19 protein-coding genes are annotated in these 14469 nt (G+C 28.7%); 6 read left to right on the top strand and 13 right to left on the bottom strand.

What is annotated here, in order from left to right:
• The 3 genes from ABIN17_08790 to ABIN17_08780 all read right to left on the bottom strand — a co-directional run.
• Window positions 1-195, bottom strand: a 195-nt coding sequence (locus ABIN17_08790; protein MEO0285148.1) for a hypothetical protein, incomplete at its 3' end; no start/stop codon positions are given.
• Window positions 176-715 (bottom strand): GxxExxY protein, encoded by a 540-nt coding sequence (locus tag ABIN17_08785; GenBank protein ID MEO0285147.1) that lies wholly within the window; start codon window positions 713-715, stop codon window positions 176-178. The genes ABIN17_08790 and ABIN17_08785, both read right to left, overlap by 20 nt.
• Before the next feature lie 17 nt (window positions 716-732).
• Window positions 733-1077 (bottom strand): MTH938/NDUFAF3 family protein, encoded by a 345-nt coding sequence (locus ABIN17_08780; protein MEO0285146.1) that lies wholly within the window; start codon window positions 1075-1077, stop codon window positions 733-735.
• A gap of 757 nt (window positions 1078-1834) precedes the next feature.
• Between ABIN17_08780 and ABIN17_08775 the strand changes: the two genes are divergently transcribed.
• Window positions 1835-2641 carry a peptidylprolyl isomerase gene (locus ABIN17_08775; GenBank protein ID MEO0285145.1) on the top strand — a complete coding sequence of 269 codons (807 nt, stop codon included), beginning with the start codon at window positions 1835-1837 and terminating at the stop codon, window positions 2639-2641.
• Here the strand turns inward: ABIN17_08775 and ABIN17_08770 are convergent.
• From ABIN17_08770 to ABIN17_08725, 10 genes are all read right to left on the bottom strand, one after another.
• The gene (locus tag ABIN17_08770) at window positions 2634-3365 is read right to left on the bottom strand and encodes an NAD-dependent deacylase (GenBank protein ID MEO0285144.1); all 732 of its coding nucleotides are present in this window, start codon (window positions 3363-3365) and stop codon (window positions 2634-2636) included. The genes ABIN17_08775 and ABIN17_08770 overlap by 8 nt on opposite strands.
• 9 nt (window positions 3366-3374) lie before the next feature.
• Window positions 3375-4115 carry a metal ABC transporter permease gene (locus ABIN17_08765; GenBank protein ID MEO0285143.1) on the bottom strand — a complete coding sequence of 247 codons (741 nt, stop codon included), beginning with the start codon at window positions 4113-4115 and terminating at the stop codon, window positions 3375-3377.
• Window positions 4112-4987, bottom strand: a complete 876-nt coding sequence (locus ABIN17_08760; GenBank protein MEO0285142.1) for a zinc ABC transporter substrate-binding protein — start codon at window positions 4985-4987, stop codon at window positions 4112-4114. The genes ABIN17_08765 and ABIN17_08760 overlap by 4 nt, the downstream gene beginning before the upstream one ends.
• Before the next feature lie 15 nt (window positions 4988-5002).
• Window positions 5003-6235: a hypothetical protein gene (locus tag ABIN17_08755; protein ID MEO0285141.1), complete on the bottom strand. Its 1233-nt coding sequence runs from the start codon at window positions 6233-6235 to the stop codon at window positions 5003-5005.
• 145 nt (window positions 6236-6380) lie between these two features.
• A complete protein-coding gene (locus tag ABIN17_08750; GenBank protein ID MEO0285140.1) occupies window positions 6381-6614 on the bottom strand; it encodes a hypothetical protein in 234 nt (77 codons plus the stop codon).
• Window positions 6611-7477, bottom strand: a complete 867-nt coding sequence (locus ABIN17_08745) for a hypothetical protein (GenBank protein ID MEO0285139.1) — start codon at window positions 7475-7477, stop codon at window positions 6611-6613. Before ABIN17_08745 ends, ABIN17_08750 begins: the two co-directional genes overlap by 4 nt.
• The gene (locus tag ABIN17_08740) at window positions 7474-8553 is read right to left on the bottom strand and encodes a hypothetical protein (protein ID MEO0285138.1); all 1080 of its coding nucleotides are present in this window, start codon (window positions 8551-8553) and stop codon (window positions 7474-7476) included. The genes ABIN17_08745 and ABIN17_08740 overlap by 4 nt, the downstream gene beginning before the upstream one ends.
• A 56-nt stretch (window positions 8554-8609) precedes the next feature.
• Window positions 8610-9614, bottom strand: a complete 1005-nt coding sequence (locus ABIN17_08735) for a hypothetical protein (GenBank protein MEO0285137.1) — start codon at window positions 9612-9614, stop codon at window positions 8610-8612.
• A 159-nt stretch (window positions 9615-9773) separates the two neighbouring features.
• Window positions 9774-10106 (bottom strand): metalloregulator ArsR/SmtB family transcription factor, encoded by a 333-nt coding sequence (locus tag ABIN17_08730; GenBank protein ID MEO0285136.1) that lies wholly within the window; start codon window positions 10104-10106, stop codon window positions 9774-9776.
• A gap of 92 nt (window positions 10107-10198) precedes the next feature.
• Window positions 10199-11242 carry a cytochrome c3 family protein gene (locus tag ABIN17_08725; GenBank protein ID MEO0285135.1) on the bottom strand — a complete coding sequence of 348 codons (1044 nt, stop codon included), beginning with the start codon at window positions 11240-11242 and terminating at the stop codon, window positions 10199-10201.
• A 180-nt stretch (window positions 11243-11422) separates the two neighbouring features.
• Between ABIN17_08725 and ABIN17_08720 the strand changes: the two genes are divergently transcribed.
• From ABIN17_08720 to ABIN17_08700, 5 genes are all read left to right on the top strand, one after another.
• Window positions 11423-11809: a BlaI/MecI/CopY family transcriptional regulator gene (locus ABIN17_08720; GenBank protein ID MEO0285134.1), complete on the top strand. Its 387-nt coding sequence runs from the start codon at window positions 11423-11425 to the stop codon at window positions 11807-11809.
• Complete coding sequence (locus ABIN17_08715; protein MEO0285133.1) at window positions 11806-12657, top strand: M56 family metallopeptidase; 852 nt, start codon at window positions 11806-11808, stop codon at window positions 12655-12657. The genes ABIN17_08720 and ABIN17_08715 overlap by 4 nt, the downstream gene beginning before the upstream one ends.
• Before the next feature lie 58 nt (window positions 12658-12715).
• Window positions 12716-13879, top strand: a complete 1164-nt coding sequence (locus ABIN17_08710) for a TolC family protein (GenBank protein MEO0285132.1) — start codon at window positions 12716-12718, stop codon at window positions 13877-13879.
• Window positions 13876-14223 carry a heavy metal-binding domain-containing protein gene (locus tag ABIN17_08705; protein MEO0285131.1) on the top strand — a complete coding sequence of 116 codons (348 nt, stop codon included), beginning with the start codon at window positions 13876-13878 and terminating at the stop codon, window positions 14221-14223. Before ABIN17_08710 ends, ABIN17_08705 begins: the two co-directional genes overlap by 4 nt.
• A partial coding sequence (locus ABIN17_08700; protein ID MEO0285130.1) for a heavy metal-binding domain-containing protein occupies window positions 14220-14469 on the top strand: 250 nt, incomplete at its 3' end. The genes ABIN17_08705 and ABIN17_08700, both read left to right, overlap by 4 nt.

Below are 14469 nucleotides of genomic sequence, written 5' to 3'. Positions count from 1 at the left end.
AACTTTTGGAACAACTGCTGTAAAATAATTTAGTCCAATTGATGTAAATGCTGCATCTATTATCATTAAAGGAACACTCCCTCCCCACCTTTCTGTTTTTAAACATCTATCACAATAGTATTTTAAGCCATCTATTTTTGAGATATAAGAATTTAAAACCCTTTTTATTTTTAATTTATTTTCTCTTTTTTTCAACAGGAACTTCTATCTCAATTAAATCAATAATATCTTTATATTCTATGGAAAATTTTTCAATTTCGGGTTCTAATACAAAAGAAATGCGTTCAGGTTCTTTAAATCCTTCAAGTAGTTTATTTCTTATTGGTTTATTTAATCTCCAGTTTAATACTACTCCACCTTTTATTTTTTCAGAAAGAAATTTCGGGAAACCACTTTTTTCAGACTTTATTGCCTCATAATATTTTAATAATTGGTGCAAGAATCCACCTTCAATCTCTTCTTTTGCTTTAAGTTCAACAATAAGCCCATTTTCTTCTTTTTCATCAAAAACTATAAAATCAACCTTACCTTCTTTTACAATTTGGTCTTCATACATTATATTTACCTGGAGTTGTTCAAGGTATTTTAATCTATTTTTTCTAAATTCATAGGCAAGCGCAACCTCATATTTTGTTTCTTCAATAAATCCAAATGGACCAAGTTCTTTATAAACTTTTTCAGCCAGTTCTTTTATTTTTCTTTTTAATTCTTCCATTTTTGCCTCCTTGTTAATTAACAAGTTAAATGAAGGGCACAGACAACTTTTTTATTTTTTAGAGTATATTCATTGAAAATATTCACTGCCTCTTTTGTTTTTTTAATTATAACTTTTATATTATTTCTTTCAAGTTCTTTTATAACCTCTTCTTTTACTTCCATAACCCCTGAATATCCTGTCCCTATTATAAGAATTTCAGGCTTGTATTCAATCACTTCTTTTAAATCTTCAATACATAAAGAATGTCCTTCCTTTCTCCACCAGTTCTCTTTTATTTTATCAGGAAAAATTATTAAATCCCTTCTATATTTCTCACCATTTATAACAATTTCACCAAAATCATATTTTTCTATTCTCATATTTTTAAAAAATATGGGGTTTTATTTATAATTGATTATAAAGATTTTTTAAAAATTTCATCAATTAAATGTAGAATACCAAAAATTTAAAGTGATAAGAATTATTGATATATAAATATATTGAATTTTTTGGCTCAATAAGATTAAAAGAAGTGCCTCCTACAAAATGTTTTTTGTATAATCCTATTTAAATCTTTCAACATAGGCATTTTCTCATAAAATCTTTTGCATTTCACCTCTCAAAGATTTGTAAGCATAAGCAAAACCAAACTTCGTCTTTAAAAAAACTGCACAGAAAATATACCTTTACTTTACCCGTTTTTGCATTGCTTTTAGATTTGGTATTTTAATAGTTGATGCAAAAAAGATTTTATCTTTCTTTCCTCACAAAATTCATCAAGAAGCACTTTCAAAGTATCCTGCCCCATTCTGGGACACTTTCCACCTTTTCCTTTTTATAAATTCAACTATTTCAGGATAAAAAGTGAATTTTTGCACACCCTAAAGGGTTTTTAACGCACACTAAAGGGTGCGGCTACCCTTGTCCGAAATCATAGAAAATTGCGGATAGACTAGTTTTTAACGTACTTTTTCTCGTTCTCATATTTTAATCTTAAAGTGAATTTTTGCACACCCTAAAGGGTGCGGATACCATAAAATTATAGAATAATGGTAATTTTTACCTTTTCCCATTATCTAATATCTCTTTTTAACCATCATTTTTATAATTTAAAAGAATTTCTTTATAATTAAACTTATGAAAATAATCATAATTCTTCTGACAGTTCTTTTAATAAACTGCAAGAAAAAAGAAATAAAAGAAAAAAACTATCCTGTTGCAAAAGTTGGCAAAATAGCCATCACAAAAAAAGAACTTGAAATGCATTTTCCTTCAAATCTAAAACCCTTTATTGATGAGGAAGAAAAAAAGAGAGTTTTAGATTTAGGTATAGAAACACTTTTATATTACCTTGCAGCAAAGGACGAGGGATTTCTAAATGATTCAATAATTAGATTAAGAATAATATGGGCTGAAAGATCAATACTCGCAGAAGAATATATCAAAAGAAAAGTTGAATCAAAAATTCAAATAAAACCATCGGAAGTTGAAAATTTTTATGAAATCAATAGAAATAATTTTGAAAAAGATATCCTCATTGCTTATGTTATAGGTGGAGATAAAAATCAACTGGAAGAAATCAGAGATAAAATGATAAATTCAAAACCTGAAAAAGTAATACAGGAACTAAAATCTTTGCCCAACATTATTGCCAATATAGAAAAAACAAATCTTGGTGTATTAAAAATAAACCCTGATTTACCCCTTCCCTTTATAAACGCTGTTTTAAATCTAAGAACTGGTGAAATAAGCGGGGTCGTTGAAATATCTCCCTTTAGATATGCTATAGTTAAGCTTATTGACGAAAAGAAAACAGATTCAAAGAAAGAAGATTTATTAAAAATAATAAATTCCTATTTATACCTTCAAAAAACCCAAGCAAAAAAAGACTCAATCTTAAATTTTCTGAAACAAAAATATAAAGTTGAAATATTTATTAAGTAATAATATTAATAAATTTTTCAAAAATTTCACCAGCCTTTCCAAAAATACTTATATCAGAAATTCCTGAAATCTGTGTTGGCTCTAAATTTATCTCAAAAACTTTTCCCCCTTTTTCCTTTATATAAAAAGGAATAGAAGCAGCAGGATAAACCAATAGAGATGTTCCAACAACAAGAATTGCATCACATCTTAAAAGGAATTCTAAAATACTTGAAAAAATAATCTCATCAATAGGTTCTCCAAACCATACAACATCAGGTCTTAAAAGACTACCACAAGTTTTACATTTAGGAGGCAATTCTTCATCTTTGAATACTTTTTTATCAAACTCTTTTTTATTACAAACTGTACATCTTGTTCTAAAAATATTACCATGAATTTCTACTATTTTTTTTGAACCTGCTTCCCTATGCAAATCATCTACATTCTGGGTTACAAGCAAAAAATCAGGAATAATCTCTTCTAACTTTTTAATTCCATAATGGGCAGAATTTGGTTTGGCTTTTAAAATTATTTTTCTTCTCCAATTATACCATTCCCATACAAGTTTGGGATTCTTTTCAAAAGCATGAGGTGTTGCAAGTTCCTTTGCATCATAATTTTTCCATAATCCATCTTTACCCCTGAATGTTGGAACACCACTTTCTTGTGAAACACCAGCACCTGTCAAAACTAAAAGAGAATTTAAAGAAAAAATTTCCTTAACCATCTCATTTATGTTCATATTAAAAAACTATTTAAAAAACATAGAAATAATAATTGCAGATAAGGAATAAAAAGCAACAATAGTATAACCTGTTGGTAAATCTAAAAAATAAGAAATAAGAATTGAAAGAATGTTTATTAAAATTCCAAATATCCAGGAAGCTATTAATCTCAAAGAAAATTTTTTAATGAAAAAAAAGGTCACATAAGCCGGGACAACAAGGATTGCAAAGACAACAAGAACACCAGCAAGATTTACTGAACTTGTTACAGTAATTGCAAATAAGGTAAAAAAAAGTATTTCCCTCTTCAAACCTTTAACCCTTTCTACAAAAAAATAAATAATTAATCCGATTATTGAATAGAGTATTGAAGTTTTTATTAAATCACTCTTTGTTATAAATAAAATATCTGCTGCTTGTAACCTTTGAACTTCTTCAATACCATGAGGATTTTTTGATAATAAAATTATTGATAAACTTACACCCGTTGCATATATAAGACCTATGAAAGCTTCATGACTTAAATTTTTTTTATTTGAAGTTAAAGCAATAAGAATTGCTCCAATTAAAGAAAAAAGAAGCGAAATAGGATAAAAAAATTTACCTCCTAAAAGCAAAATTGAAATAGCAGTTCCAACTGCTGCCATCTGTCCTATTGCAAGATCTGTAAAAATTATCCCTCTTTCAATTATATAAATACCAAAATAAGAATGAATTCCAACTAAAACAGTTGCAAATAAAAAACTTGTAAAAAGAATATCTATCACTCTGAAAGTTTTTTAAAAATTGTATCAAATAGAGAAAAAATATCCTTTACCTCACTTAAACTATTTACATCATGAGGAAGTATCACATACTTAATACCGGTCTTTTCTGAAAGTTTCTTTATTGTGTTTATATCATTGTAAACAGCACCTACAATTTTTATAAAATTTTGCCCTTTTACTTTATTTACTATGTCTTCTATATGCTTTGCTGTAGGAGGTATTCCAGGCTTAGGTTCTATTTCATCAACTATTTCAAAATTTCCATCTTTAGCCAAATAATTAAACATTCTGTGATACTGAATAAGTTTTAAAGAACCTATCTTTTTTAAAACATCTTCCCATTCTTTTTTCTTATTTTCATATTTTTCAATAAAATTTTTATAATTATTTTCAAAATATTCTCTTTTTTCAGGCCTCACTGAAATAAGCCCTTCCAAAATTCCTTCTGCAATTTTAGGGAGGTTTTTATAACTTAAATAATAATGAGGATTACCTTCAGGATGAATATCACCTTCAGCTCTACTTACTTTTAACGGTTTATCAATTAATTCAATTTTCTGTGATAAATCAATCAAAAATTTACTTCCCGGATTTATCCTTGGATTATTTGCCTGTTCAATTAGAGGTGGTAAAAAACCAATTTCAAGGGAGGCTCCATTGATAAATAAAATATCTGCTCTTCTCAATTTCCCAATTAAAGAGGGCTTTGGCACCACATGATGGGGATCCTCTGTTCCATTGGAAAGAATAGTAATCTCAAGGATATCTCCGCCTATTTCCTTAACAATAGAAGCAATATATGGATAACTTACAACAACCCTTATTGGCTCTTCTTTTAATAAGAAAAAAAACAAAATAAAAATATTTAACATTTTTAACCTCCTTTTTTAAAACATATGGGCACCGTGAGCACCTATTGATAAATTGATACTTAAAATAAATTCATTTATCGGACGCATTTTCTCCTCAAAATACTTTGTATGATCATAATTATACTGAAATCTAATCCTTGAAAATTCCGTAAAATTATACTCTGCCATAAAAGAAATTTTATATAAATTTTTAATATTACTTTGAGAAATATTTCCATCTATCCTAATAAATGGTTCAAAAAGATAATCACCCCTTAAACCCATTCTAATTCTTCTATTTAACTTAAATACTATCTCGGAATAAAGTCCAGAATTTATTTTATATAAATCACGCTCAATCGCTAAATTTGTATCTGTTTCACTCATAAGATATAATTTCCCATCAATAATTCTACTTAAATATTCACCTTGAAAGGAAATATACCTATAAGCATCAATAATATACTTATACGAAACATCAAATCCATAAACAACTGTTCCTGGTGAACTTATAGCAGAATTAAAAGAAGTCTCTTTATGATGGTTAGAATAAAAAATATTTGAAGCTCCATAAATGATAGAACTTCCTAAAAGAAATACATGATTAATAAAATCAAAAGATGTTTTAATATACCCTGTAAAAAGAGAAGGTTTTGAAAAAGATTCAATTTTCTTATCAAGAAATTCATAACCATCTGCATTAAATGATACAGGTTCTTCATAAGAATTTTGAAAAATTTCGCTCCCTAACTTTAAAAATAAATTAAAGGGAAAAGTATATGTAATTCTTAATCCCAATCCACTTAATCCTTCACTACCTAAAAGTGCATCATATATTATTGGTGAATCATTAAAATCCCAGTAATGGGCATGCTTAGAGTTATGCCTTCCTATTTCACTTTTAAAAATACCTATTCTTGAACCAAATCCAGAAGGCAAAAATTTTGCATCACCGTAAAGTTCATGAATTTCTATTCCATACTCGGGATTTATTGTATTAATAGAAAATAATTCAAAATAGGGATCCACAAAGGCTGAAAAGACAAGTTCAAGATAATTAAAATTAAATCCCCTACTTTTACTTATATGTGAATGGGAATGACTGATAAATTCCGGAATTAAGAGTTCTTCTCTCCATTCATCTTTAATATCAATACCTACAAAAGAAAAATCAGCAATCAAAGATATATCCGGATTAAAAAAATTCTGAACAAAAGGATTTAAACTAAGAGTTTGAACATATAAAAAAATAACAACAAAATTTATCATAATATATCAACTCCTTTATTACTTTTTTTTAAAAAGGTGTTATTAATAAAACAATTTTTATTATAACATTATATAAAAAAAAATTCAAATATATGGAGAGACATAAAAAAATGATTAAAAAATCTTTACAATAAAAAATACAATTTCAGGGTTCTGAAGTGTGACAGTTTCTGCAAGCCGGGGCACCTTCAAAGGGAGATTCTCCTTCCATTGCATGACACCTTAAACAGGGCTGATAATTACCACCCATATTTCGAATTTTATCATCATGAATTCTATACCATTTCTCAGGATGATAACTTCTAAGTATCTCAGGATTTTTCTTTGAACAGAATGAAAATAAAAGAAAGAAAATAATTAAAAAATTTAAACATCTCATTTTCCAACCCTGTGACATGTTAAACAAACATTATCTTTTTCTTCATGACATACTACACACCTTAAAGGATTTGACCTTGCTTCTTCAGAATGCAATCCACCACTACTTTTAACCCAGTCAACTGAATTGTGATCAAAGGGATAAATCTTTTCATTCCTGTGGCAAACAACACAATCCTTATAATCATTATGACAGGAAGAACAAATGCTTTCACCTGAATAGTAAAAGAAGGAATGAGAAAATCTAAAATTCTCAGGATGATTTTTAAATTCAATATTTTCCTTTGCATGGCATGTATTACAGGCAGGAATTTCAATACTTCCTATCAAAATTAAATTATCCACATCATGACACATTTTACAATTTTTATCACTAAACTTTGCTTCCTCTGAATGTAGAAATCTATAATTCTTGGGGTGAAAAATCGTTAACTTTTCCTCTTTATCAGTATGACAAGTTGAACACAGAAAAGCTACCTTATTTTCCCTATGACAGTTTATACATTGACTCATAACAGGATAAGCATAATTTCTCATAGAGAGAAAAACTTCTTCCTCCTTAATTTTTCCGTGACAAATTGAACAATCAAATTTTGAATGTTTCTTATGAGAAAAATTTGAAATATAAATAGGGAGTCTTTCAATTTTTTCTTTTTTTTCAGTGTGACACTGAGAGCAATTTTCTTCAATTCCGTGACACTGTGAGCATTCCTTATGTCCTGGTAAAAGGTCATCTTTTTGAAAATCAGATAAAATGGCTTTTTCATGGCAGGTAGTGCATACAATATCCATCTCTATATGTTTTTTATGGGAAAAGTTAAAATTTTTTTGATTTATCAATAAAAATAAAATTAAAGTTTTCATTTTTCGTAATTAAATTTTATACCAAAGAAACCTCTTATATCTTTCTCATAAAGGACATTTTTAAAAGCTCTCAGTTCAGAAGTAAATTTTAAAAAGCTTGAAAATTTATATTCAAAACCTAAAATCAAGGAATAGAGTTTATATAAGAGCTCTGAATCATCAAAAGTTTTAAAGGATAACTTAAAGAGAAGATTTTTGTAAGGGTAAAAGAATTCAAGAAAATATAAAACTTCTCTTCTTTCTCCAAGTTCGCCGTATCCTCCACCAAGAGATAAAAAATTATTTCTTAAAATTAAATAAACAAAATCTCTTTTTTCTGAATAATAGTTAATTCTATAGAAAAGGGATGGATTAAAAAATTTTAAACCAGTAAAACTTAAAGAAAGGAAAAATCGCTGATTATTTTTAAGAGGTAGTATTTCCTTCAGATATTCAAGAGGTCTTAAAAATGGACTTTCTAAATAGTATTTAAGGTTAAGGAAAACTTTCCTTTTCAGTATTAGATTTGAACTTAACTCAAACCTTTCAATAGTTTTTTCTCTAAAATTGTAAGCTATAGACACAAAGGGTGCTAAAAATCTATTCAACTTAAAAGAAATTCCTGCTTCATCTTTATTACAAAAAGTTGAAAAAGAAAAATTATTTAATGAAGATTTAATTAAAGCTCCGAATATATAGGGATTATCTTTTAAAAAGACATCCTTGGCTTCAAAGGGCAATAAAGCTTTTTTTCCACCATAAACTGAAAGATTTATTTTTTTAAGAAAAAGGGTTAAGAGAGCACCATCAATAAATGATGAGGCTCCTTCATAAATAAAGTTTCTTCCAAATTTTAAAGAATATCTTTCATTTTGATAATTTAAATTGAATCCAAAAATTTTAAATTTTGAAATATCATTTTCATAATAGTTATTTCCAGAAAAATTAAAAGAAAAACCCTTTAAATAAATATTTTCTAAACCAAAATTGAGGTATGTATAAAGAGGATAGTATTTTTTTTCATCAATTGCATAAGGATAAAGATAAGAGCTTAAATTTATTTTAAAGGTAAAAAAAATCAAAAAAATAAAATTCATATGTTTATAAAAAATAAAAGGGGAGGATTTGAACCTCCCCTTAATTATTTCTTAAGTTATTTTTCTGCGAATCTTTTTTTAGTAAGTGTTGGAAAATTGGCAATTGTATTATCAAGCAAAGAGCGGGCATAAGCTGGATTATGTATAGCCTTACCGTATTCTACAAACTTATAATTCCAGAAAGCACCTGCAAGGGCACGAGGATAAGTACCTGGAATTGCTCGGTCAGTTGATGGATTTAAAATACCAGCATTTACAAGAAGTGTTTTAAGAGAATCAAGTTTTTCCTCTATTTCTGCTTCCAAATTCTCAAATTTTGTCTCAGGATCAGAGTGACAACCAGTACATCCTGATGTTAAAAGTTCGGTTTGACCATGAAATACATAGAAAATATTCATAGTATGTCCTCCTGCTTGAGCACCAAAAGGTTCAGCCATATGGCACTGAGGACATCCGTCTGTAATACTTGTATAATGGGGATGCTGTTTATTATAAGTTCCAGGGAATTCTTCAAATCCACTATTACCAGAAAGGAGGTTTGACATATTGCCATAATGGGGTCCCCAGTAAGGTGAAGTTATATTCACAGGGTCTTGACCAGGCTTAATCATATCAGCATTTCTTGTCTGATGGCAGTTAGCACAGAGATTTCCTTCTCCCTGATTGTATATTCCTCCACCTGCTCTTAAGGTAACGGGTGATTCTGTCTTAAGTTTAAAATCATCCCATGTGTAAGTTTTATGAATATTGTGGCAGGTTCTACAATTTGGGGGTGTGGGATCTATAATTGCTACTGTCGTATCACCACCCTGTAATTTTGTAATAAATCCTTCATGGGTATGGCATCCTGCGCAGGGGTAATTATCTCTTTCAAAATTTCCACCGAGATAGTGGACTGAATTTTCATACTGAATTTCCTTTGCAAGAATTGTGGTATTATCTGAATGACAGGCTGAACACTTTTCAGTTCCAGCAGGTCCTTGAGGCCCCTGTTCGCCTTTACATCCTATTAGTAGGGTGAGAGCAAAGGTCATTAAAATACCTGTTATTGTTTTATGCATTAAATTCCTCCTTTTTATTTCAGGGGATTATAACCCCTTTCCTTGTTTTTAAAATTTATTTATTTTTTAAGATTAATACAAAAACAAAATGGTTGTCAAGTTTATGCAATTAATCTTAAATTTTTTAAATTTTCTAAGATTTTAATAAAAAATTAAGAATTATTTTATCTGATAGAGAACTTTACCTTTTTCTGAATATATTTTCATCATCACTTCTCTAACAATCTGAGATGCTTCAAGAACCTCTTTATATTTTAAATTATAGTAAACTATATTACCTTTTCTTATTTTTTCTAAAACCCCCTTCTCATAAAGCGCCTTAACATGCTGAGAAATATTCGGCGGAGAAAATCCAAGCTCCTCTGAAAGCTCCTTAATAGTCTTCGGACCTTTTGAAAGGGTTTCAAGTATGAGTAACCTTTTTGGCTGTGCTATTGTTTTACAGAACTCTGCCTGTAAATGATAAATTTCAGGAAAATTTTCGTTTTTCATAAATTAATTATATTATTAATTATGATAAAAAAACAAAAAGGAGCAAAAAGGGAATTGAACCCAAAATATTTGCCCCTTTTAAATAGATGCTATCAAAACTGTGGAGGAAGTCTATCAAGCGGTTCAGCAAAAAGAATCTGTTTCAAATCTGCATCATCTTTAAGATGTATCCAATTGCCTTGATCATCTTTTGTTACAAAGGAGAATTTTAAACTTGTTCGCCAATCTTGCGGAACCGGTATAACACCTTTAAAATATTTTAGTTTTAAAGAATCAGCATTCCACCAGACTGCTGTCATAGTTCCGTTTAAGTTATATTCCTGAACAATTGGATTATTATGGCATTCATCACATATTGTAGATGGGTTAGGTTTATATATAGTGTGTCCATAAAAAGGAGCAAGTGCAACAAATGCTTTACCCTGATAAGTTATTGACATAATATTACCAGCATGGACTTTACCATTTCTTTTTACAAGAAATTTCCAGCTATGGAATCTACCATATGCAACTTTCTGTCCCTGATTTACCTCAGATTCAAAATGACAGTTATAACATGTAACAACACTTTTTACATGACAGGCTGAACAATCAAGTTCATCGTCTTCAAAATTGTCAAGGGCTCCAAGATGCTGATTGTGTGCTGTATTTGAAGCGATCTGTGTGTGACAATCGTAGCACTTTATAAGAATTGCTCCTTCAAGCATAGAATTATAAGTTTTCCCATCACCATGTACATCTTCCTCTCCATGGCATTTAGCACATACAAATCCCATTGAACTATGGACATCTGTATAACCCAACAAAATTTCGGTTTTCTGCCTTCCGTGACAATTTAAACAGGCAGAATTGGTAGGAACATCCCCTTCCCTTACATGACATGTATTACAGGCATTGGATTCAACATGACAGTTTTTACAGGTCAGGTTATCATAAGGTATATTAGAAATATTTTCAAAACCACCATTCTGAGAGGAATACCAGTATGCCATACCAGCTGTTGTTCCATGAAGGGAATTTTCAATTAACTCTGAAGGAGAGGGAGGTGAAGGCTGAAGAGGACATTCCTTTTTTTTACATGCAATTAATATAAGAAAAGCACCCATACTGAAGAGGATAAGTGTTTTAAACCTCATAATTACCTCCTTATTTTTTAGGGAATTGGACCCTAAAAATTCATAATTTATTAGTAATTTCGTCATTAAGATATTCATTAATATTATAAGTTATTAATTTCTAAAATTCCAACTTCTTTCAAATAAAATTTCAAAAAATAAGAACTTGAAATTTTATTTTTTTAAACTTATATTAATACTATGAAACTTAGTAAATCTTTAAAACTTTTCCTTGGGGAACTCCAGGCTGAATGTCTTGAAATATTGTGGAACTTAGGTAAAGCAACCTGCTTGGATATCCTTGAAGTTTTTAAAAAAATAGGAAAAAATTATGCGTATACAACTATACTTACTGAAATGCAAAACCTTGAAAAAAAAGGAATTGTAAAATCAGAAAAAATTGGTAAAAAAAATTTATACTTCCCAGTAATAAGCAAGGAAGAATTTCTAAAGAAAAAAACAGAAGAAATACTTTCCCCACTACTTGAAGAAGTCCCTCATCTTATAGCTATGAATTTTATCAAAAAAACTAAATTAAATGAAAAGGAAAAAAGAAAATTAATTGAAATATTAAATATAAAAGAATGAACTTTTTAATAAAAACATTAACACTTTATATTATACTCTCCATCCTTATATTAGTTTATAAAGAACTGCCTTTTTCAAAAATTAATTTAAGAAAAAAATTCCCTTACCTTCTTGTAATAGTTTTTATGCTTTCATTTTTACCATTTTATTTTTACTATGTAGCCTTTCTTGACTGTAACTTAAAATGCCTTATTTTAGGTCCTCTTCCCTTAAATAAAAAAATTTTCTTCATCCCCTTAATTTCCTTTACCTTGTTTTTTATTTTATTCACAAAAAATCTTATAAAAGAACTCAAATACAAAAAATTACCTTTGATTTTGTATGGAAAAAATAAAGAGGGAATCTCTGTAAATGGTATCTTTAAACCCTTTATCTTTATTGATAATTCTTTATGGAAATCTCTCTCAAAAAAGGAAAGAAAAATAATCCTTCTCCATGAAATAAACCACATAAGACAGAAAGATACTTTCATAAAGCTTATAACTAACCTTCTTTCAAAAACCTTCTTCTACTTCCCCCATTTCTTTTTACTGAGAAAATCCTTTGAAGAAATAGCTGAACTTGCTTCTGATGAATATACACTAATAAAAACCTCAGAAAAAGAAAATATTGTTAAAACAATAGCAAAATTATCCCTTATATTAAATTCAAATCTTAATTTTAGTTTTACATCTTCTCCTATCTTAAAAAGAATTGACTCCCTGAGAACTAACAGAAAAAGTAAAACAAAATTCTTTTTATTTACTCTTTTCCTTTCCGCTCTTTTTATTACTCTCATATCCTTCATCCCCCTAAAAGAAAATTGCGGAATTGACTGTCAAAACCTAAAAATCTTATGCCACTTATAAATTCCATGAACCTAAAAAATTTTTTAAATTTAAATACTATAATAAATAGTAGAATTGTATGAAAAATTTAATTTTTTTAACTATTTTTAACTTAACACTTTTTTCTGATACTTTGAAGTTAAAAGAGACGCTTAATATTGTCCTTGAGAAGAATCCTGAAATTAAATCTTTATATGAAAAACTGAAAGAAAAAGGTTCAAGAATTCTTCCATCTTTTACTCCACCAAATCCAAGGATTACTTTTAGAGAAATGTTTACGGAAGAAAATATCTCTATAATGCAAGAAATTCCTCTTCCAACAAAATTAATAACTGAAGGACTTATGGCAAAAGATGAATATAAAATGGAATTTTATCTTTATCAGGCAAAAATTCTTGAAATAATAAGAGAACTTAAAGAGAACTTTTATGAATACTATTTTATAAATAAAAAAATTGAAATAACTAAAAATCAAGTAGAAATCTTAAGTAAAATGAAAGAGATAACTGAAAGGAAATATGAATCAGGTTCAGCAAGTTTATATGAAGTTCTTAAAAGCCAGATTGAACTTGAAAAAATGAAAAATGAAATTAGTCTCCTTGAATCAGAAAAAATAAAAATAAGGGAAAATTTTAAAAAACTTTTAAATACAGAGGAAATTCCTGAAATAACCGAAGAAGTTATCTTTGAAGAAATAAAAATAAATGAAGACTCTTTAATAAAAGTTCTTTATGAAAAAAATCCCATTTTAAAGGCAATGGAATTTGATGTAAAAGCAAAAAATAAGGAAAAAATTTTATCTTACCAAAATTTAATTCCTGACCCGATGCCAGAAGTTCTTTATAATACAAAAACAGGAGAGAAAAAAATTGCCCTTTCTTTTGAAATTCCACTATTCTTCAGAGAATTTTACGAGATAAAAGAAAAAAATGCAAAACTAAAAAGTTCAAAATGGGAACTTCTAAATAAAAAACTTGAATTAAAAAAGGAACTATATTACCTTATTTCCCTTTACAAATCAAAACTTGAAAGATTAAAAATTTTTAAAGAGAAAATTTTACCAAAAGCTGAAGAATCCTTTATAAGTGCAGAAGCAGGTTACATTTCAGGAAAATTAGATTTTTTATTTTATTTAGAAAGTGAAAAAATGCTTTATGAATCAAAAATAGATTACTTAATGATTTTAACTGAACTTTTAAAAATAAAATCAAAAATTGAGGAAATAACAGGAGGCGAATTATGAAAAAATTTTTAATGTTCACAGGGGTTTTAACCCTTTCAATATATATAAACCTATACGGGTTTCAACATGAAACCCATCCGGAAGGTAAAAAGGAAATGCAAAAAACCTGCTGCCCTCCCAAAGAGAGTAAATGCTCACCAAAGACTTCTGAAATAAAGCTAAAGGAAGGAGAAATAAAAACTTTATATATATGTCCTATGCATAAGGAAGTTATTATGGAAAATAGGGGAAAATGTCCGATCTGTGGAATGAAACTTGAATCCAAGAAAATGATTTATAAAAATGGCAAATGGGAAATCTACGAAGGAAGAGAAAAAAACCAAAAAATAGAGGATAAAAAATGAAAAAAATTTTTCTATTTTTAAGTTTATTTTCAATATTCCTCTACATATCATCGTGCAGGTCTCAACAAAAACCGCCGAAGGAAGGTGAGATAAGAACCCTTTACCAGTGCCCTATGCACCCTCAAATTATTCAGGAACAGAAAGGAGATTGCCCGATATGCGGAATGACACTTGTGGAAAGAAAAATGATTTATAAGAATGGTAAATGGGAACCCTATGAAGAAGGAATGGAACATAAGGGACACG

This window comes from candidate division WOR-3 bacterium (genome assembly GCA_039803925.1).
GTDB lineage: Bacteria > Hydrothermota > Hydrothermia > Hydrothermales > JAJRUZ01 > JBCNVI01.
This window is presented reverse-complemented; position numbering and strand designations above follow the sequence as displayed.